A 17,744-nucleotide genomic window follows, 5' to 3' on the forward strand; every position below is an offset into this window, starting at 1 on the left:
ACAATTCTGTTCTGTATAAGTTATATTGCACCACATGCCGAATGACAACGGTTTATATGATCATAATAAGCAGCAGGTGTTCGCCGAAGTGGTGATCCCGCTGGCGCTACCGCTCAACTTTACCTGGTCGGTCCCGCCGCATTTATTGGATTCGGTGAAAGTCGGCTGCAGGGTCGAGGTCAACCTTGGAAAAAATAAACGATACGCAGGCATCGTAAAGAGAGTGCATGAAGAAGCTCCCGAATTTTTCGAACCCAAAGAGATCCTGAACATACTGGATGTGCAGCCGGTCATTTATCCTCAGCAACTTGCGCTGTGGCAATGGATGGCCGCTTACTACATGTGCACTGAAGGCGAAGTGATGGCCGCCGCATTGCCGGCTCATTTTAAGCTCAGCAGCGAGACTACGCTGGTGTTCAATGAAGAAGCGGGAGAGGACTTTACAGAACTGACCAATGATGAGTATTTAGTCGCCGAGGCGTTACTCATCCGCAAAGAATTAAAGCTGCCCGAAGTGCAGCAGATTTTGGATTCTTCCCATGTCTACCCGGTGATCAACAACCTGATCCAGAAAAGGATCTGTTACGTGTGGGAAGCGTTAAAAGAGACGTATACCCCCAAAAAAGAGACTTATGTATTGCTTAGCCCGGAATACAGTACAGAAGCGGCTTTGGAGGAATTATTAAATGAAGACAGACGCCTGCAGCGCGCGGAAAAGCAAATGGAGCTGCTGTTAGCTTATCTGCATTTTCAAAAGACAGAGGGCGAAATCACGAAGACGACGCTGTTAAAAAAAGCAGGGGCCAGCGAAGCGCAACTCAAAGGGCTGATAGATAAAGGCATTCTCCAGGCCGACCGGAGGACGGTGGATCGCATTAAGGGAGCTGCCAAAAACATAGAGATCCACTTTGAATTATCTGCCGCGCAGCAACAGGCGCTGGAAGAAATACAAACAGTACTGCCGGAGAAAAAAGTTTGCCTTTTGCATGGCGTTACTTCAAGCGGGAAAACCGAGATCTATATCCGGCTGATTGAGGAATACATCAGGAGCGGGCAACAGGTATTGTACATGCTACCCGAGATAGCGCTCACTTCCCAAACGATCAGGAGACTGCAAAAACATTTCGGAGGACATATCGGCGTTTATCATTCCAAATTTTCTCAGAATGAAAGGATCGAGATATGGAATAAGGTGAAGAGTGGCGAGCTCAAAGCCGTACTGGGCGCGCGCTCTGCGATGTTCCTTCCGTTTGAGCACTTAGGTCTGATCATTTGCGACGAAGAGCACGACACTTCTTACAAGCAAATGGAGCCGGCGCCGCGGTATCATGCGCGTGATGCGGCCATCTACATGTCTTCTTTATACGAAGATTGCAAGGTGCTGTTGGGTAGTGCGACGCCGTCTATAGAATCTTATTATAATGCTGTTAATGGGAAATACGGCCTGGTGAAATTGTCGCAGCGTTATGGTGATATTTCCATGCCGGTCCTTGAGATCATTGATACCCGGCGGTTCCGGTATAAAAGCGAAAACGAGGGCATTTTGACCCAACCGCTGCGCGATGCGATCCAGGCTTCCCTCAGCAACGATAAACAGGTTATCCTTTTTCAAAACCGGAGAGGTTACACGCCCTATCAGCGATGCAATGTTTGTGGCTGGGTGCCCCAATGTAAGTATTGCGATGTGTCTCTTACCTTTCATAAGTTCAGGAATCAGCTGGCTTGTCACTATTGTGGCACCACCTATCCGCCCATGCACACCTGTGCGGCCTGCGGCAATCATGATTTTGTGCATCGCCAGTTTGGCACGGAACGTATTGAAGAAGCGTTGCAGGAATTTTTTCCCGATGCAAAAACCGGGCGCATGGATATTGACACAGTGCGGGGTAAACATGCCCATGACCAATTGATACAAACCTTCGAGCAGCGAAAGATCGATATCCTGGTGGGGACCCAGATGGTGGTAAAGGGCCTGGACTTTGAGCATGTGGAGCTCGTTGGTATTTTGGATGCAGACGGCATCCTTTCCTTCTCCGACTTCAGGGTAAATGAAAGGGCTTTCCAGTTGATGGAACAGGTCAGCGGCCGTGCCGGCAGAAAACACGGCACCGGGAAAGTAATAGTGCAAAGTTCAAGACCGACACATCCGGTTTTGCTCAATGTGCAACAACACGATTATGAAGCCTTGTTTAACGAAGAAATTGCCCGGCGCGAGCAGTTCTTTTACCCACCGTTTTCAAGAATCATCAAACTCACTTTCAGGAACAAGATAAAAGACGTGGTACATGATGCAGCCCATCTTTTTGCCAACGCCTTGTCCAACCGTTATAAAGACTATCTCACCGGCCCCGCAGAGCCAGTAGTGAACCGGGTCCGGAACAATTACCTGATGGAGCTGCTGTTAAAGCTGCCCCGCAACGCCAAAGCGCTGGCTCAATGTAAGAGCGACATCCTAACCCAGGTAACCATCATGCACCAGGAAAAGCGGTACAAGTCCGTGGTAGTGATCCCCGATGTAGATGGGGTGTAGTTGGGTTCGGTAGACTGGACCAGGGACCATAGACCATAGACCATGACCTATGGTCGTTCTCACTTCACCTTACTCGTATCCACTACCCATTCGTCTGTTCTAAACGGAGCTACCGGCAATCCCTCCTTGTTGAAGATATTGGACATAGCGGTGTTGCTGAAGGAAAACCGCACGGCTACCGGCTGCTTCACCTTGGTGTTATATACAATGAGTTTGTTCTTTTCGATTTTGACCGTCGCAGGTACAAAATTTTTATCAGCACCGGCAATATAAAATTCCGTTGCAGACTTACCGGCGTTTAGCTTAAATCCGTTCGGTGCATGATCAAAATATAAATAAGCTTTGCTTCCGGCAATATCCATCCGGTCTAGTACCGGACTCTTGTAGTTGCCGACTTTCTGCTGATAAGTTTCGGCCAGTGCATAATTGGCCAGTCGCAGTGCCACATCTTTTTTATTCGTCGGATGAATATTCTTTACATCGTTTACCAGGTCCGAGATCACTACCATTCCCGTATGTGGAAGCTCAAGCGAAGCAGCTTGTTGCTCCCGTAGCAGGTTGCCCACATTGTGATTGCCATAGGTGTACGGCGCTATCTGTACATAATAAAACGGCAGTTCCTTTTGCCAGGCTTTTCTCCAGTCGCGGATCATCGATGTGAACAGGTGGCTGTATGTATAAGGAGCTGTTACGTTGCTTTCTCCCTGGTACCAAATAACACCCGCTATTTCAAATGGGATCAATGGATGGATCATGGCGTTATAAGCATAACCCGCTTTGACAGGCCACCAGGGCACTTCTTTTTGAACCGCTGCCGAACGCGCCAGGTCCTGATCGTTCAACACCGTCATCTCCGGAGTCCAGGTTTCGGCAGGAGTGCCGCCCCAGCTGGAATTGATAATACCGACAGGCACCTTTAATCGTTCCTGCAAGGCCTTCGCAAAGAAGTAACCGACCGCGCTGAAGCCTTTTAGCGCTTCAGGTCCCGATACTTTCCAGCTGCCGGGAACATCATCCTGCGGATATGGAGCGGTGATTTTTGGCACCTGGAATAGCCTCAGGTTGTTGTTGCCGCTTGAAGGCATTTCGTCCAGGATCTGTTGGAGTTTGTGGTTACTGCCCCATTCCATATTTGATTGCCCTGAACAAACCCAAACCTCGCCGATCATTATATTTTGAAGGGTGATCGTATTATTTCCCTTCAACGTTATAGTATAAGGGCCGCCTGCGGCAGGTGTAGACAGTTCTATGCTCCAGCGGGCGTTGCCGTCGGCGACCACTGAATCGCGCTGGTCATTCCAGGTCGTGGTGATAAAGACCTTCTCCGCAGGACCGCTCCAGCCCCAAAGCCGCACCTTTGATTTTTGTTGCAATACCATATTGTCACCGATGATCTGCGGCAGTCGTATGTTGGCGAATGCAGCCGTCGTGATCAGAGACAGCAATAAAACAAAAGTCAATCGTTGTGCTGTTATTCTAAGTGCTAAATTCATGTTGATCAAATAAAGTAATGGATCAGGCATCTATGGCATCTTACCTCATCCCGCTGTTATTAATCTTATTTCAGTTCAAGTGCAATCACCTGAACGCCGTCTTCTGTTTTTGCAATTTCGGCCGGCAAGGTTATCGATATTTTTTCCTGCCCCGCGTTTTTATAATCCAATGGACGACCGGTGTCCAGCATGCTGCAAGATGCGATGGTATTGCCATCAAACGGCAATTGAAGCGTCGTGCTGGCCAATGGTTTTATAATGGACGCATAGATGAATTTTTTACCCTCCACTGTGTTCGTGGTCAGGCAGATATCTTTAGGGGCTTCCTTTGATACCGGATGTGCACCGTAGACAGCCTGGCCGTTTGCATATAACCACCCGCCCATTTCCCTTAGCCGCCTAACGGCCATAGGGGGAAAGGTTCCGTCGGGTTTTGGTCCGATATTTAACAGATAGTTACCGCCTTTCGAGGTATTGTTGACCAGGTAGCCGATCATTTCAGCAGCCGTCTTCCAGTTGTAGTCTTTCGCATGCCAACCCCAGGAATGTACCATGGTGGCGGGCGTCTGCCAGGGGCGTTGCTGCAATGTCGATGGGTAATCGTTATCCATCATTTCGAGGAAGTCGATATCATTACCGGGATTCAGCCAGGAAATGCGGCCGTTGATCAGCGTTTTAGGACTTTCCTTCCGGATCAGGGCAATGAGTTCATCCCGTCGTTTATCCGAAATAAATATTTTCTCCTGCTCGTCTCCCCAGGTATCAAACCAGAACAGGTCGGGGCTATACCGCTGGATTAATTCCCTTACCTGCGGCAGACATTTTTCCCGCCAGTACGTTTCAAATTGCGCATCCGTTTTTTGAGGTGTCCAATGAGGTGTGGCGCCGCCGGGATGTTCCCAGTCCTCACAGTGTGAATAATAAAAGCCGTATTTCAAGCCATATTTTTTGCAGGCTTTAGCCAGATCGCCCAATATATCTTTTTTATAAGGGGTGCTTGCAATATCGTAAGTAGATACCTTCGAGTCCCACAGGGCAAACCCGTCATGATGCTTGGATGTGATCACAAAATACTTCATGCCTGCATCCCGGGCTTCCCTGATCCAGGCATCGGCATTAAACTTCACCGGGTCGAATTGCTTAACAAGCGCGCGATAAGCCGCTGCAGGCACTTCCAGCCGCTGCTGGATCCATTCGGCATACCAGCTTTGCCCGTTTTTAAAGCTGGCATCGGGAAGTGTGTGCCCGTCGTAGCTACCACCGAGGATGCTATACAGTCCCCAATGGATAAACATACCAAACTTTGCTTCTTTGAACCAGTCCGCGCGATTAGCATCGGTAATGCGTTGAGCGTTTGCTCCCGTCGCTATGATCATGAATAGAGCCAGCGTAATGCCTTTTACGTAAGATTTCATTCGAAAGTATTTATTGATTTAGTCGAAAATACTGTTGATGATCCGATTTTCCTCGCTTGATGCTGCAAAATCATCATTTTGATTCTTTGGCTATGATCGATTACCGATCAACCTGCTATTCATAGCCGTTTTCAATAGTGATCGTTTGCCCTTTCTTCAGACGGACAGATACAATTCCTTCATCGCCCGTGGTGAAAGATGACATCGGAATGCTCCTGCTGATCCATGTCCGGAAGGGTAATTTGATGCGTAGCAGGCCACCCTTTTCGGAAAAGATTTCAATAGTGGTCGGTACACCATTTTCCTTTTTTGCCGACACGATAAAAGCGCCTTCGGTCCTCAGCTGTTTAAAAGAAACGTTGTTCCAGCTTCGCGGCACGGCCGGAAAAACTTCAATATATCCGTCCCTGCTTTGAAGGAGTAGTTCATGCACTCCCTGAGCAAAGGCGAAGTTCCCTTCCAGGGTGAAAGGCCTGTAAGTAAAGTTAGAATACTGTCCGCCTTTTTGATCCCCGTTTAAGTGGAAGCTATTGGGTGAGCAAAAATTTGTCGAAAAGATGCGTAATTGTTTGGCAGCACTGTCGGCTTCATAAGCTCTTGCATACATCGAAGCCATCCAGCTAAAGGAATAGCCGCACCAGGCGCGGGTTCCATGCTTTTCAATTTGCGACAGCGAACGTTGAATGATACGCTGATCCTCTTTTTTGTTAACATCCAGGAGCGCCATGGGATAGATAGCCATGTAAGGCGAAAGGTGCCGGTGCGACTCACTGTTGTTTTCACCGGGCGCCACAGTAAGACCGGTTTCATTTACATCAAACGCCGGCAATTGCCGTAAGACAGCAGACCATTGAGCCGCTTCCTCTTTTTTATTGTTGGCGGAAGCCACTTCGCTTGCAGCTTTGAACAAGAACCGGACGAGCGCGAGGTCAAAGTTGGTCCAGTCTGAGAACCACGCGTGAATGCTGTTGTCATTGTATTCCGGGCTGGAGCTGAGCGGCAATGTCAGCTTCCCGTTTTTTTTCTGCATGATATTGTTCAGGTAAACCGCCACGTCATGAATGTAGGGGTAGGCTCTTGTTTTCAGAAAGGCTTGATCCATAGAGTATCTCCAATGCCAGTAAAAATGCTGCGCACACCAGGCTCCGACGGTGGGGCTGAGGGAATACTGAATCCAGCCGCCCATGGGATCTCCACTCAGCGTGGCCACACCCGGCGTGTTGATGCCTTCTACATCAAAGTATTTTTTGGTGTATTGTTGATTGTTAGATCGCTGGTTCCAAAGCCAGTTGATAAAACTTTCCGCTTCCGTTAATCTGTTTCCCGTGTAGGCGGGCCAATAGCTGAGTTGTGTATTGAGATCATTGTGGAAATCTCCTTTCCATGGCGGCAAACTTCCATTGTCAGCCGTCCAGACTGCTTGCAAGGTAATGGCAGGTGCATATGGGCGCGATACTGCGCCCAATTTATACATTTCCAGGTAGTATTGCTTTTCAATGATGCTGTCGGGAATACTAACAGCAGATTGAGACCAGTAATGATTCCACCAGGCTACATGCGACGTCCAGCTCGCCAGTGCTGTGGCGGTGTTGCTTAAGGCTGGTTGATCGATTTCGATCGACCAGGTTCCGCTTATTTTATTGCCCGGAATTTTTTTCCATTGCACCCTTACTTCATAGTAGTGCCCATCATAAGTGGGTTGTCTGTAAACAATGCTGCCGGATGATTGAGTTACGGTTCCTTTTGGATAGCCGAGCTTTTGAAGCCCTTGCCCCGCTTGGCTGTTGTCGTTATCGGGTGTTTGGGAATTAGCGTAGTTGTGCACCACCAGCTGAGGCGTCAGTGATGTTACCGCTTGTGTTATTTTGGATGCCGGTAGGTTTTCAAAGGAAAAGTAACCGGCGGTTTGTGTGGCATGTATGTAACACTTGAACCGGATACCGTTCTCAAAAGTTACTGTATTCAAGGCTGTTTTAATATCCAATATATTCGAACGAACCGCTCCGAGCATATTCATATCGAACTCCATGGCAGCAGCAGGCAGTTTGGTAGGATAGGGGGATTGATCATAAGGAGCGTCGCCAAGGCGCTGCGCAGAATCATAGGTTTTATTTTGTACCCAACGCTGCACATCTTTAAAATCAAACTTGTTAAGATCCAAAGCCGGCCGTTCATCCCAAAGATCGGCCCTGTCCAGGGAAAGCCTCAGGCGATTATCCTTTTGCCAGATCAGGGCGCCCAGGACGCCGTTTCCCAAAGGAATGGCCTCGTCCCATTTAGAAGCCAGATGTTCGAAGTTTAAAAAATGTTTCGGTTGCGGTTGCGCGAAACAAATGAAGGAAGTGAACACGAAAAAAGACAGCAACACTTTATATTTCATGGGGCAGTATGTTTTTTGGAAAAGATAATGATTATTTGTTTATCCGTAATGGCCTTGTCTCATTTAAGCTTTACGTAGTGCAGGATCAGATAAATTAAGTTTCACCATAGAGGTACCGACGGATACACAGAGCACCCCGGAGAAAATAAAGAAAAGGCCGGCACCCTTTAGTTTTGATCAGGGTTGAAATAATTCCACACGACTTTCGCTTTCGCATTTCCTACCACCGCCGCAATTTCTTCAAGACTCTTTTCGCGCACATTCTTCACCGAGCGGAAAGTCTGCAACAGCTGATCAGCCGTGGATTTCCCGATCCCTTTGATATCTTCCAGCTCATTTTTAAAAGTGCCCTTACTTCTTTTTTGTCGGTGAAAGGTGATGCCAAAGCGGTGCACCTGGTCACGTATAAAACGAATGAACTTCAGGCTGCTTCCGTTATATGGAAGCTTTAAAGATTCCTGGTCGCCGGTGAAGAATATTTCTTCCACGTTTTTGGCAAGGCCCACCAGCGTGATCATACCATGCAGTTCCAGTTCTTCGATGGCTTCCATAGCGGCACTGAGTTGCCCCTTACCGCCATCAATGATCACCAGCTGCGGGAAATCTTCCTGCTCTTCTTTGAGGCGTTTGTAGCGCCTGTAAACGGCCTCCTTCATCGATGCAAAGTCATTGATGCCTTGTACGGTCTTCACGTTGAAATGGCGATAGTCTTTTTTGCTGGGTATGCCATTTTTAAAGCAGACCATGGCGCTGACGGGATAGCTTCCCTGGAAGTTCGAGTTATCGAAACACTCGATGTGAACAGGAAGGTCCTGTAGCTGAAGATCTGTTTGCAACTGTTCCAGCACCTTCACCTGGTCTACATTCCGGTTGATCTTCAGGCGTTCTTTATTTTTTATTTCCTCGATGAAGTAGCCGGCATTTTTTTCGGAAAGCTCGATCAGTTTTTTGCGGTCACCGCCTTTGGGTACTACTATTTCCGTATTGGGCTCCGGATATTCAATTGCAAAAGGCGCAACGATCTCTACTGCATCACTGTTGAAAGTGCGCCGGAGATGTTGTATCGCATAAACCAAGATTTCTTCAACGGGCTCGTCCAGGTGGGTTTCCACCTTATTGGTTTGTGTCTGAACGATCGTACCGTCGCGTACCATCAGGTAATTCACATAAGCGATGTCCTTGTCCTTAATAATGCTGAACACATCTTTATCACCTCCCTTCATGCCGGTAACCACCGATCTTGATTGATAATAATCTTCCAGGTAGGCAATCTTCTTTCGGTTGTATTCAGCCTTCTCAAACTCAAGATTCGCAGCGGATTTTTTCATCTCCTCCCGGAAGTGACGAATCACCGGCGACAAGTTGCCTTTCAGCAGGTCTCTTACCTGCCGGATGTTGTCTTCATAATCAGCTTCCGTCTGGAAAGCCTCGCAAGGGCCTTTGCAATTGCCCAGGTGATATTCAAGACACACTTTAAATTTTCCTTTCTCAATATTGTTTTGCGTCAGGTTGAGATTGCAGGTGCGCAAAGGGATCGCGCGCCTGATAAATTCCAGCAATTCTCTCACCCGGAAAACAGATGTATAGGGGCCCAGGTATTCTGAGCCGTCATTCACGGGTTGCCGTGTCAGGTAAACCCTCGGGAAATGTTCATTCTTGATGACAATGTACGGGTAGGACTTATCATCTTTCAGGTTGATATTATAGCGCGGCTGGAACTGCTTGATCAGGGAGTTCTCCAGGAAGAATGCGTCCTGCTCGCTGTTTACAATCGTGAACTCGATACTGGCGATGCGCTGCACCAATTCATGTGTTTTGTAATTGGTGAAGGTTTTGTTGAAGTAAGAGCTTACCCGTTTCCGCAGGTTCTTCGCCTTGCCTACATAAATGATCTTTCCACCTGCATCGAAATACTTGTAGATCCCCGGCTGGTGGGGAATGGTGGGCGCTATTTTCGAGAAATCTTCCTGTGTCATAACCGTCTTCCGTCTTATTAAAAGTAGGAGCCTCCGAGACTTAATATTAGGGTAACAGTGGGCTTTTACTTTTGCCGCTATCGGGCGCTAAATTACAATCGATATCAACAGCATTAAAAATAAATAAAATCATGTCAAAGTGTTTCTTAGTAACAGCAGCATTCTTCTATTGTTTAACAGCCGGTGCACAGAGCCAGGTATCCGGCTATGTATATGTTGATGCCAACAACAACGGGAAGTTGGATAAAAAAGAAAGCGGCTTGCCCGGCGTATCCGTCTCTAACGGGAAAGATGTCGCTGTCACAGATGCCAAAGGCCGCTATCAGCTTCCGCTCGGCAATGACAATATTATTTTTGCGATCAAGCCTGCAGGATACCGTTTCGGGAACAGCGCCTACAACCTGCCGGAGTTTTATTATATTCATAAGCCGCAGGGTTCTCCCGGATCGTTGAAACACAAGGGCGTTGCGCCTACCGCGCCGTTACCGGAAAGCACCGATTTTGCATTGTATCAGCAGCAGGAGCCAACTGATTTCTCAGTGTTGGTGTTCGGTGATCCGCAGCCCTACAATGAACAGGAGCTGGGCTATTTTTCCAAGAGTATCGTAGACGATGTATCGCTTACCGGCAGCGTGAAATTTGGTATCAGCCTCGGCGATATAGTAGGTGATGATCTGAGCCTGCACACGCCGTATAAAGAGATCATGGCCAGGCTGAAGCTGCCCTGGTATAACGTGATGGGCAACCACGATATGAACTATGACGTAACCTCGGATTCCTTATCCGACGAAACTTTTGAAAAGAACTTTGGTCCGAATAATTATTCCTGGAACTATGGCAATGTGCATTTTATGATACTCGATAATATCCTTTATCCCGATCCGCGCGATGGAAAAGGCTACTGGGGTGGCCTGCGGCCGGATCAGATCGAGTTCATCAAAAACGATCTGGAACAGGTAAGCAAAGATCGTTTGGTGGTGATATCTTTTCATATTCCTTTTTACAACGAAGGTGGGGAAGCCATCCGGCTGGAAGACCGTCAGGCATTATTCAACCTGTTGAAAGACTTTGATAACTGTCTTTTATTGTCGGCTCATACCCATTTTCAAAAGCAGATCTATTATAAAACCGCCGATGGCTGGCAGGGCAAAAAGCTGGAACTGCACGAATATAATGTGGGAACCACATCGGGTGACTGGTATTCAGGAGAATTGAACGAGGCCGGTATTCCCGACGGAACGATGAGAGACGGTACACCACGCGGATATGCATTCCTGGACATCCGCAACAACGATTATAAACTGCGCTACAAGGTTGCGGGGAAAGATACCGGCTACCAGATACAGATCTATGCACCGAAGATTGTGGAGCACAACGGACGCGGTGGCGCACCTTTTTACGCCAACTTTTTTATGGGCTCGGAAAAAGACCAGTTGCAATATAAGATCGATGACGGCAAATGGGCGGATATGAAACCGGAAGCAACCTTCGATTATAATTACCTGAACCTGGTTACGCGTTGGGACAAGAGCGATACGTTGCTGCAAGGTCGCAGGCCATCAGCACCCGTGGCGTCGGGACACGTTTGGTCTGCAGCAGTTAACAAAAAGCTGAAACCCGGAACTCATACAATCTATGTAAGGGCGCTCGATCAGTACGGCAACGAATACCGGCAGCAGCACACTTATACTATTCAGTAAATTGTTTTTTCGCGATAAGTTGGAAAGAGCCCGTTGATGCGGGCTTTTTTGGTAACCTCACAGGTGTTCAAAACCTGAGAGGTGGTAGAAATCAAAAAGACCTGTAAACTATCAGCTTACAGGTCTTCGTATATTATTAATGGCCGCTTTTTAAGACGCCACTACAGGCGTGTCGACTAATATATCTCCGGTCATTTGCGGAGGAATAGGCAACTTCATAAAACTTAAAATAGTCGGTGCGATATCTCCCAGTTTGCCTTCCTTAATGGCGCCGTTCCACTTATTGTCTATGATGAACAAAGGCACGAGGTTCAATGTATGTGCGGTATTCGGACTGCCATCTTCGTTGACCATGAAATCTGAATTTCCATGATCTGCGGTCAGGAATACCACGTAGTCCTGGGCTAAAGCTTCGGTAACCACCTGCTCCACACACCGGTCCACCGTTTCAACGGCTTTGATCGCTGCAGAGAAAACGCCCGTATGGCCCACCATATCCGCGTTAGCAAAGTTGAGACAAATGAAATCTGCAGTTTGATTTTTTATTTCAGGCAGTAATGCATCCGTAAGCTCCTGTGCGCTCATTTCCGGCTGAAGGTCATAAGTCGCAACTTTAGGTGAAGGCTTCAGGATCCGGCTTTCTCCCTCGAAAGGTAACTCACGGCCACCGCTGAAAAAGAACGTAACGTGTGGATACTTTTCTGTCTCTGCAATACGGATCTGCTTCAGTCCGTTAGCAGCGACTACTTCACCCAGTGTATTGGTAAGATCTTCATTTTTGAAAATAGAATAGACCGCCGTGTACTTATGATCATAAACCGTCATCGTCGTATAATCCAGGTTCAGGCGCTTCATGTTGAAGTCTGAATTATCCGCCTGTGTCAATACTTCAGTGATTTCGCGGCAACGGTCCGTACGGAAGTTGAAGCACAACACATGATCTCCTTCTTTGATCGTCGCTACAGGCCGCTGGTCTCCGCCTACGATTACGGTAGGATTGATAAATTCGTCGGTGATATTCGCTTCATAACTTTGTTTCACCGCTTCGATCGCGCTGGGCGCTGTATCTCCCGTACCGTTCACCAGTGCATCATAGGCTTTTTGTACCCGCTCCCATCTTTTGTCGCGGTCCATGGCGTAATACCGACCGCTTACCGTAGCGATCTTACCCAGGCCGATCGTGTCAATATGTTTTTGCAGATCTTCAATAAAATGTAAACCGCTTTTAGGGTCGGTGTCGCGACCATCGGTAAAGGCATGCACGTACACTTCCTTCAGTCCCGCCGCTTTGCAGATGTCCAGCAGCGCTTTCAGGTGGTTGATGTGAGAGTGCACCCCTCCGTCACTCACCAGTCCCATCAGGTGCATGGGTTTGTTGTCAGCTTTACTGGCTTCCAGGGTTCTTACTAATTCAGGATTTTTTGCCAATTCCCTGGTCTTGATCGCTACGTTGATGCGTTGCAGCTCCTGGTAAACGATCCGGCCTGCGCCCAGATTCAGGTGTCCCACTTCAGAGTTACCCATTTGTCCTTCAGGCAATCCCACCTGTTCACCGAATGTCGTCAGGGTCGTGTGGGGATATTTTCCGTACAATGAGGTCGTAAAGGGCGTATTTGCGCTTTGTATCGCGTCGGCAGATGCAACTTTTCCTAAGCCCCATCCGTCCATTATAATTAAAATAGCTTTTTTTTGTGGTAAAGACATTTTTTTGACTATTGATTATCAGTTTTTTATATATTCTATCTTATTTTCGACAAGCGTAAAGGTAAAGAATGATCTTATAACAGGAACTGCTGTTTGGCATATTTTTAGCACTTTTGACAAAATATATAAACAATTAAAAATGAGGCACGCAGCTGGTTTATTCAATAAATAAGAGGCGCGCCGCAATCAGATCTTTTCAAAACAAGTCTGCCTCAAGGGCAGCACTAAAAAATCAAACTGATGAAAAAGTTAATTGGTATCGTATTCGTCACCGCTTCTTTATTTATCACTACTGCGTTATACGCTCAGAATATTGATGGAGTAGTGTCGGGTATAAAAAAGGGCGACGCCGCTCAGATCACAAGCAATGCCGGCCAGAGCTTTTCGCTTACCATTATGGACAAAAGCAGCAACTATAGCAAAGACGAAGCGCAGACGGCGTTGAAGAATTTCTTTTCGAAAAATGCAGTAAAGGGGTTTGACGTAAAGCATAAGGGGAATTCACCGAATGGACAGTATGCAATTGGTACGCTTTCCACTGCGGGCGGCAATTTCCGCGTGAATATTTTCATGAAAAAAGAAGGCAGCAAAGAAGTGATCAAGGAATTGCGCTTTCAGCTGATTGAGTAAAAAAACATTTGTTACAGGTAAAACGCCTCTCGTATAGGGAGGCTTTTTATTTTTACACATATTTTTTCCGGAGGTTAAATGCCTGAATCAAGCTGATAGCAGCCGGAAACATTTTGTCATCTTAGCATGGGTCTCGCTACAAAATATTTTTGAATGGATCAGGAGTTTCAACACAAATTGCAACACTTAATTGACGAAGCGCTGAAGGAAGATATCGGCACCGGCGATCATTCTACACTGGCGAGCATCGGCGCAGAAGAAGAAGGGCGGGCCGTTTTGAAGATCAAGCAAGATGGCATCCTCGCGGGAGTCGACGTGGCAAGGGCTATCTTCGAATACAAGGAGCCCGGCTGTAGTTTCGAGATCTTCAAAAAAGATGGAGAGCCTATGTTGGCTGGGGAAAAGGCCTTCGAAGTAGCGGCGCATGAGCACACGATCCTGCAGTGCGAACGGCTTGTTCTGAATTGCATGCAACGCATGAGCGGGATTGCCACGCTGACCAAACAATACACGGACAAGCTGAAGGGTTATAAGACCCGGTTGCTGGACACACGGAAGACAACGCCCAATTTTCGCCTGTTGGAAAAAGAAGCGGTAAGGATCGGTGGCGGCGTCAACCACCGGTTTGGATTATACGATATGATCATGTTGAAAGATAATCATATCGATTATGCAGGCGGTATTGAGAAAGCCATCCGGAAAGCGCATGATTATGTGGTGAAAAATCAGCTGGATATCAGGATCGAAGTAGAGACAAGGTCTATTGCCGATGTTCAAAAAGTGCTCGAAGTGGGCGTAGGAAAAGTGTTTCGCGTGATGCTGGACAATTATTCGCCGGAGGAGATCAGGGAAGCACTCGGCCTGATCGGCGGCCAGTTTGAAACAGAAGCCAGTGGGGGTATTAATCTCGATACAATAGAAAGCTACGCCGCGACGGGCGTCGACTATGTAAGCGTTGGCGGATTGATCCACCAGGCGAGAAGCCTGGATCTCAGTCTTAAAGCAGTTTTATAATTTCGGTGTAACGTTGTTGAATATAGTTTCCTCTTGTTTGGGAATCACTTCAACCATGTTCAACGACTTTTCAAACTTTCAATAAAATCATTCATGTCTAAAAATAAATCTCAAAATCCTTTTGTTTATAGTACCGATCCCGACTTCAGGTTTGAGGATGCTAATGAGGCCGCATCAACCCTGGCGCCTGCGGACCAGAAACTAAGACTACAACTGGAGACCAAGCATCGGGGTGGTAAAACGGCTACTGTGGTAATGGGCTTTGTCGGGTCCGGGAAAGACCTGGAAGACCTGGGCAAGAAACTTAAATCTTTTTGCGGCACGGGCGGGTCTGCCAAAGACGGGGAGATCATCATCCAGGGCGATCATCGCGACAAGCTGCTGCAATGGTTTCAGAAAAACGGGTACAGGAATGTCAAGAAAAGCGGTGGTTAACAAATAATCAGGCCATTGATCTTTTATTTACTATATTAATTAAGTATTTTTACGAAAACGCACTTTCATGAGCAGCATGATATCAGCAGGCATAATGGTGAATGTAGAGGTATTCTATCAACCCGAATACAGCAATCCGCTGCAAAATGAATACATGTTTGCTTACCGGATCACGCTTGAAAATTACAATCCCCACCCCGTAAAGTTGTTGCGCCGTCATTGGAATATTTTTGACAGCAATGGTGTGTACCGCGAGGTAGAAGGTGAAGGCGTTGTAGGGGTACAACCCGTGTTGCAGGCAGGCGAGAGCTATCAATACATGAGCGGTTGCAATCTCAGCACCGATATGGGCAAAATGAAAGGCGTCTATGAAATGGAAAACCTCGACCTCCGCAAAAAATTCCAGGTACTTATTCCTGAATTTGAAATGATCGTGCCCGCTAAAGCGAATTAGGCATTACCCTCCCTGACGAGCCACTCAACGCTCGAGCCTGTTTACCATCACAACTCCATTTGGCCGCTCTGGCTAATCATTCGTTGATCCGGAGCAATCCAAACCTCCGCCATTTCTCATAAAAGATCTAGTTGATGAAGTAACGAATTACGATTTGCATACAAATCATTACATATAAGCATTGTAAAAATGTATTTAGCTAAATATTTTAGTTGCTTAATTACTAATTATTTTAGTAAATTCGTGCTATGAACTCGCAAAGCACTATTCAAACCCCGGCCGTTGCAGAATACCTATTATTGATCGAGCCACGAAAAGACCTGAGTTATACGATCATGCAGATCAAACAGGCGTTTCATGAGAAATATAAAGCGCCCGACGCCTTGACGGGTAAGCCGCATCTGACGCTTGCTCATTATAAGCAGTACACCAGTTTTGAAGACCGTATCTGTCAAAGACTGGAGCGGGTAGCGATGCAGGTTGCGCCCCTGGCTATTGATCTCAATAACTTCGGGTCTTTTCCCTCCCACACCATTTTTATCAACGTTACTTCCAGGGCCACCGTTCAGCAGCTGGTCAAAACGATCCGGACGCCGTTGCAGAGCCTGATGAAGCTGGACAAGGACAACAAGCCCCTCTTTATTATGGAGCCGCATATCACCATTGCAAGAAGGCTGAAGCCCTGGCAATATGAACAGGGCTGGCTTGAGTACAGTCATCAATCCTTTTCCGGCAGGTTTATCGCCAACGCTATGACTTTGCTAAGAAAGGAAGAGGGAACACAGCACTATACCCTGGCTGCTAAGTTTAATTTTCAAAACCTGGCGATCAGAACTTCCCAGGCGGCGCTCTTCTAACCGGGCGCTGCACCCGCTTTTGCTAATAAAAACACTCGGACATGCAACAAAAATTAAAGCAAGACCATTTTAAAGTAGCCATTGCCAAAAAAGAGGAACAAACACAATACCTCCAGGGGCGTGGGGCGCAGATCAACACGCCCAATCGATTTCTTAAAAATGAACAGGTAAAGGAGCATATCGAGGCCATCGACGATTGGGAGGAACCTAACGTGGCGACCCAGTATATCGAACAGCAGGCTAAGACCATTGTAAATAAGGTGGAAAGTCCGGATGTAGGTATGGCCTACAGCATGAACGCTTACGCCGGCTGCGAACATGGCTGTATTTACTGCTATGCGCGCAATGTGCATGAATACTGGGGATACAGCGCAGGTCTCGATTTCGAACGGAAGATCATCGTTAAAAAAAATGCACCGCAGTTGTTACGCAAACAGCTGATGCATCCCAAGTGGGAAGTCATGCCGATCATGCTGAGTGGCAATACCGATTGTTATCAGCCGGCCGAGCGCAAGTACCGTCTCACACGGGGTTTGCTGGAAGTCTGTAACGAATTCAATCAACCGGTAGGCATACTTACCAAGAATTCCGGCATACTCAACGACAAGGATGTGCTGCAGGAAATGGCGCAGAAAAACCTGGTTCGTGCCATGGTGTCGGTTACGTCTTTTAACGAAGACCTGCGGCGCGTCATGGAACCCCGCACTACCACAGCTGTTCAGCGCTTAAAGGTTATTGAAGAGTTAAGTAAAGCGGGCGTCACGATGGGTATTATGATGGGACCGATGATACCAGGGCTGAACGATCATGAAATGCAACGCATCATGAAATCGGCCTCCGACGCAGGGGCTACTTTCACCGCTTATACCTTTATCAGGTTAAACGGCGCTATCAAACTGTTGTTTCATGACTGGCTGTATAAAAACTTCCCGGACCGGGCGGATAAGATCTGGCACCTCATTGAGCAAAGCCACAACGGAAAGGTCAACGACAGCCGCTGGGGATTGCGCATGCGTGGCGAAGGAAGCATTGCAGACATCATCGCGCAGCAGTATGCGAAATATGGAAAAATGTACAACATGAATGAGGGCAAAACAGGGCTCAACCTCAGCAGCTTCAAAAGGCCGGGGCAACAGTTTACTTTGTTTTAAAAGCT

13 protein-coding genes are annotated in these 17,744 nt (G+C 47.4%); 8 read left to right on the forward strand and 5 right to left on the reverse strand.

Going from position 1 to position 17,744, the window contains the following annotated elements; all coding sequences use genetic code 11:
• Positions 1–34: 34 nt before the first annotated feature.
• On the forward strand, positions 35–2,530 hold the full coding sequence (priA, locus tag ACU37H_RS14160) for a replication restart helicase PriA (protein ID WP_472703455.1): 2,496 nt from the start codon (positions 35–37) through the stop codon (positions 2,528–2,530).
• A gap of 59 nt (positions 2,531–2,589) precedes the next feature.
• Here the strand turns inward: priA and ACU37H_RS14165 are convergent, their stop codons facing one another.
• The 4 genes from ACU37H_RS14165 to uvrC all read right to left on the reverse strand — a co-directional run bounded on the left by ACU37H_RS14165 (position 2,590) and on the right by uvrC (position 9,794).
• Positions 2,590–4,023, reverse strand: a complete 1,434-nt coding sequence (locus ACU37H_RS14165; RefSeq protein ID WP_472703454.1) for a sialate O-acetylesterase — start codon at positions 4,021–4,023, stop codon at positions 2,590–2,592.
• A 65-nt stretch (positions 4,024–4,088) separates the two neighbouring features.
• A complete protein-coding gene (locus tag ACU37H_RS14170; RefSeq protein ID WP_472703453.1) occupies positions 4,089–5,438 on the reverse strand; it encodes an alpha-L-fucosidase in 1,350 nt (449 codons plus the stop codon).
• 115 nt (positions 5,439–5,553) lie between these two features.
• Positions 5,554–7,818: a glycosyl hydrolase family 95 catalytic domain-containing protein gene (locus ACU37H_RS14175; RefSeq protein ID WP_472703452.1), complete on the reverse strand. Its 2,265-nt coding sequence runs from the start codon at positions 7,816–7,818 to the stop codon at positions 5,554–5,556.
• 167 nt (positions 7,819–7,985) lie between these two features.
• A complete protein-coding gene (gene uvrC / locus ACU37H_RS14180; protein WP_472703451.1) occupies positions 7,986–9,794 on the reverse strand; it encodes an excinuclease ABC subunit UvrC in 1,809 nt (602 codons plus the stop codon).
• A gap of 131 nt (positions 9,795–9,925) precedes the next feature.
• On the opposite strand from uvrC, the gene ACU37H_RS14185 reads away from it, so the two are divergent.
• On the forward strand, positions 9,926–11,494 hold the full coding sequence (locus tag ACU37H_RS14185) for a calcineurin-like phosphoesterase C-terminal domain-containing protein (RefSeq protein ID WP_472703450.1): 1,569 nt from the start codon (positions 9,926–9,928) through the stop codon (positions 11,492–11,494).
• A gap of 150 nt (positions 11,495–11,644) precedes the next feature.
• Here ACU37H_RS14185 and gpmI read toward each other — a convergent pair whose 3' ends face one another.
• Complete coding sequence (gpmI, locus tag ACU37H_RS14190; RefSeq protein ID WP_472703449.1) at positions 11,645–13,198, reverse strand: 2,3-bisphosphoglycerate-independent phosphoglycerate mutase; 1,554 nt, start codon at positions 13,196–13,198, stop codon at positions 11,645–11,647.
• A 240-nt stretch (positions 13,199–13,438) separates the two neighbouring features.
• Here gpmI and ACU37H_RS14195 point away from each other — a divergent pair, with 240 nt between their 5' ends.
• The 6 genes from ACU37H_RS14195 to ACU37H_RS14220 all read left to right on the forward strand — a co-directional run bounded on the left by ACU37H_RS14195 (position 13,439) and on the right by ACU37H_RS14220 (position 17,739).
• Positions 13,439–13,828 carry a DUF4783 domain-containing protein gene (locus ACU37H_RS14195; RefSeq protein ID WP_472703448.1) on the forward strand — a complete coding sequence of 130 codons (390 nt, stop codon included), beginning with the start codon at positions 13,439–13,441 and terminating at the stop codon, positions 13,826–13,828.
• Between the two features lie 153 nt (positions 13,829–13,981).
• A complete protein-coding gene (gene nadC, locus ACU37H_RS14200) occupies positions 13,982–14,842 on the forward strand; it encodes a carboxylating nicotinate-nucleotide diphosphorylase (protein ID WP_472703447.1) in 861 nt (286 codons plus the stop codon).
• Between the two features lie 93 nt (positions 14,843–14,935).
• Positions 14,936–15,277: a translation initiation factor gene (locus ACU37H_RS14205; protein WP_472703446.1), complete on the forward strand. Its 342-nt coding sequence runs from the start codon at positions 14,936–14,938 to the stop codon at positions 15,275–15,277.
• Positions 15,278–15,344: 67 nt separating this feature from the next.
• On the forward strand, positions 15,345–15,731 hold the full coding sequence (apaG, locus tag ACU37H_RS14210) for a Co2+/Mg2+ efflux facilitator ApaG/CorD (protein WP_472703445.1): 387 nt from the start codon (positions 15,345–15,347) through the stop codon (positions 15,729–15,731).
• 248 nt (positions 15,732–15,979) lie between these two features.
• Complete coding sequence (locus ACU37H_RS14215; protein ID WP_472703444.1) at positions 15,980–16,588, forward strand: 2'-5' RNA ligase family protein; 609 nt, start codon at positions 15,980–15,982, stop codon at positions 16,586–16,588.
• Between the two features lie 41 nt (positions 16,589–16,629).
• Positions 16,630–17,739 (forward strand): PA0069 family radical SAM protein, encoded by a 1,110-nt coding sequence (locus ACU37H_RS14220; protein WP_472703443.1) that lies wholly within the window; start codon positions 16,630–16,632, stop codon positions 17,737–17,739.
• Positions 17,740–17,744 lie beyond the last annotated feature (5 nt).

This window comes from Niabella sp. ZPM-14, from assembly GCF_055693045.2.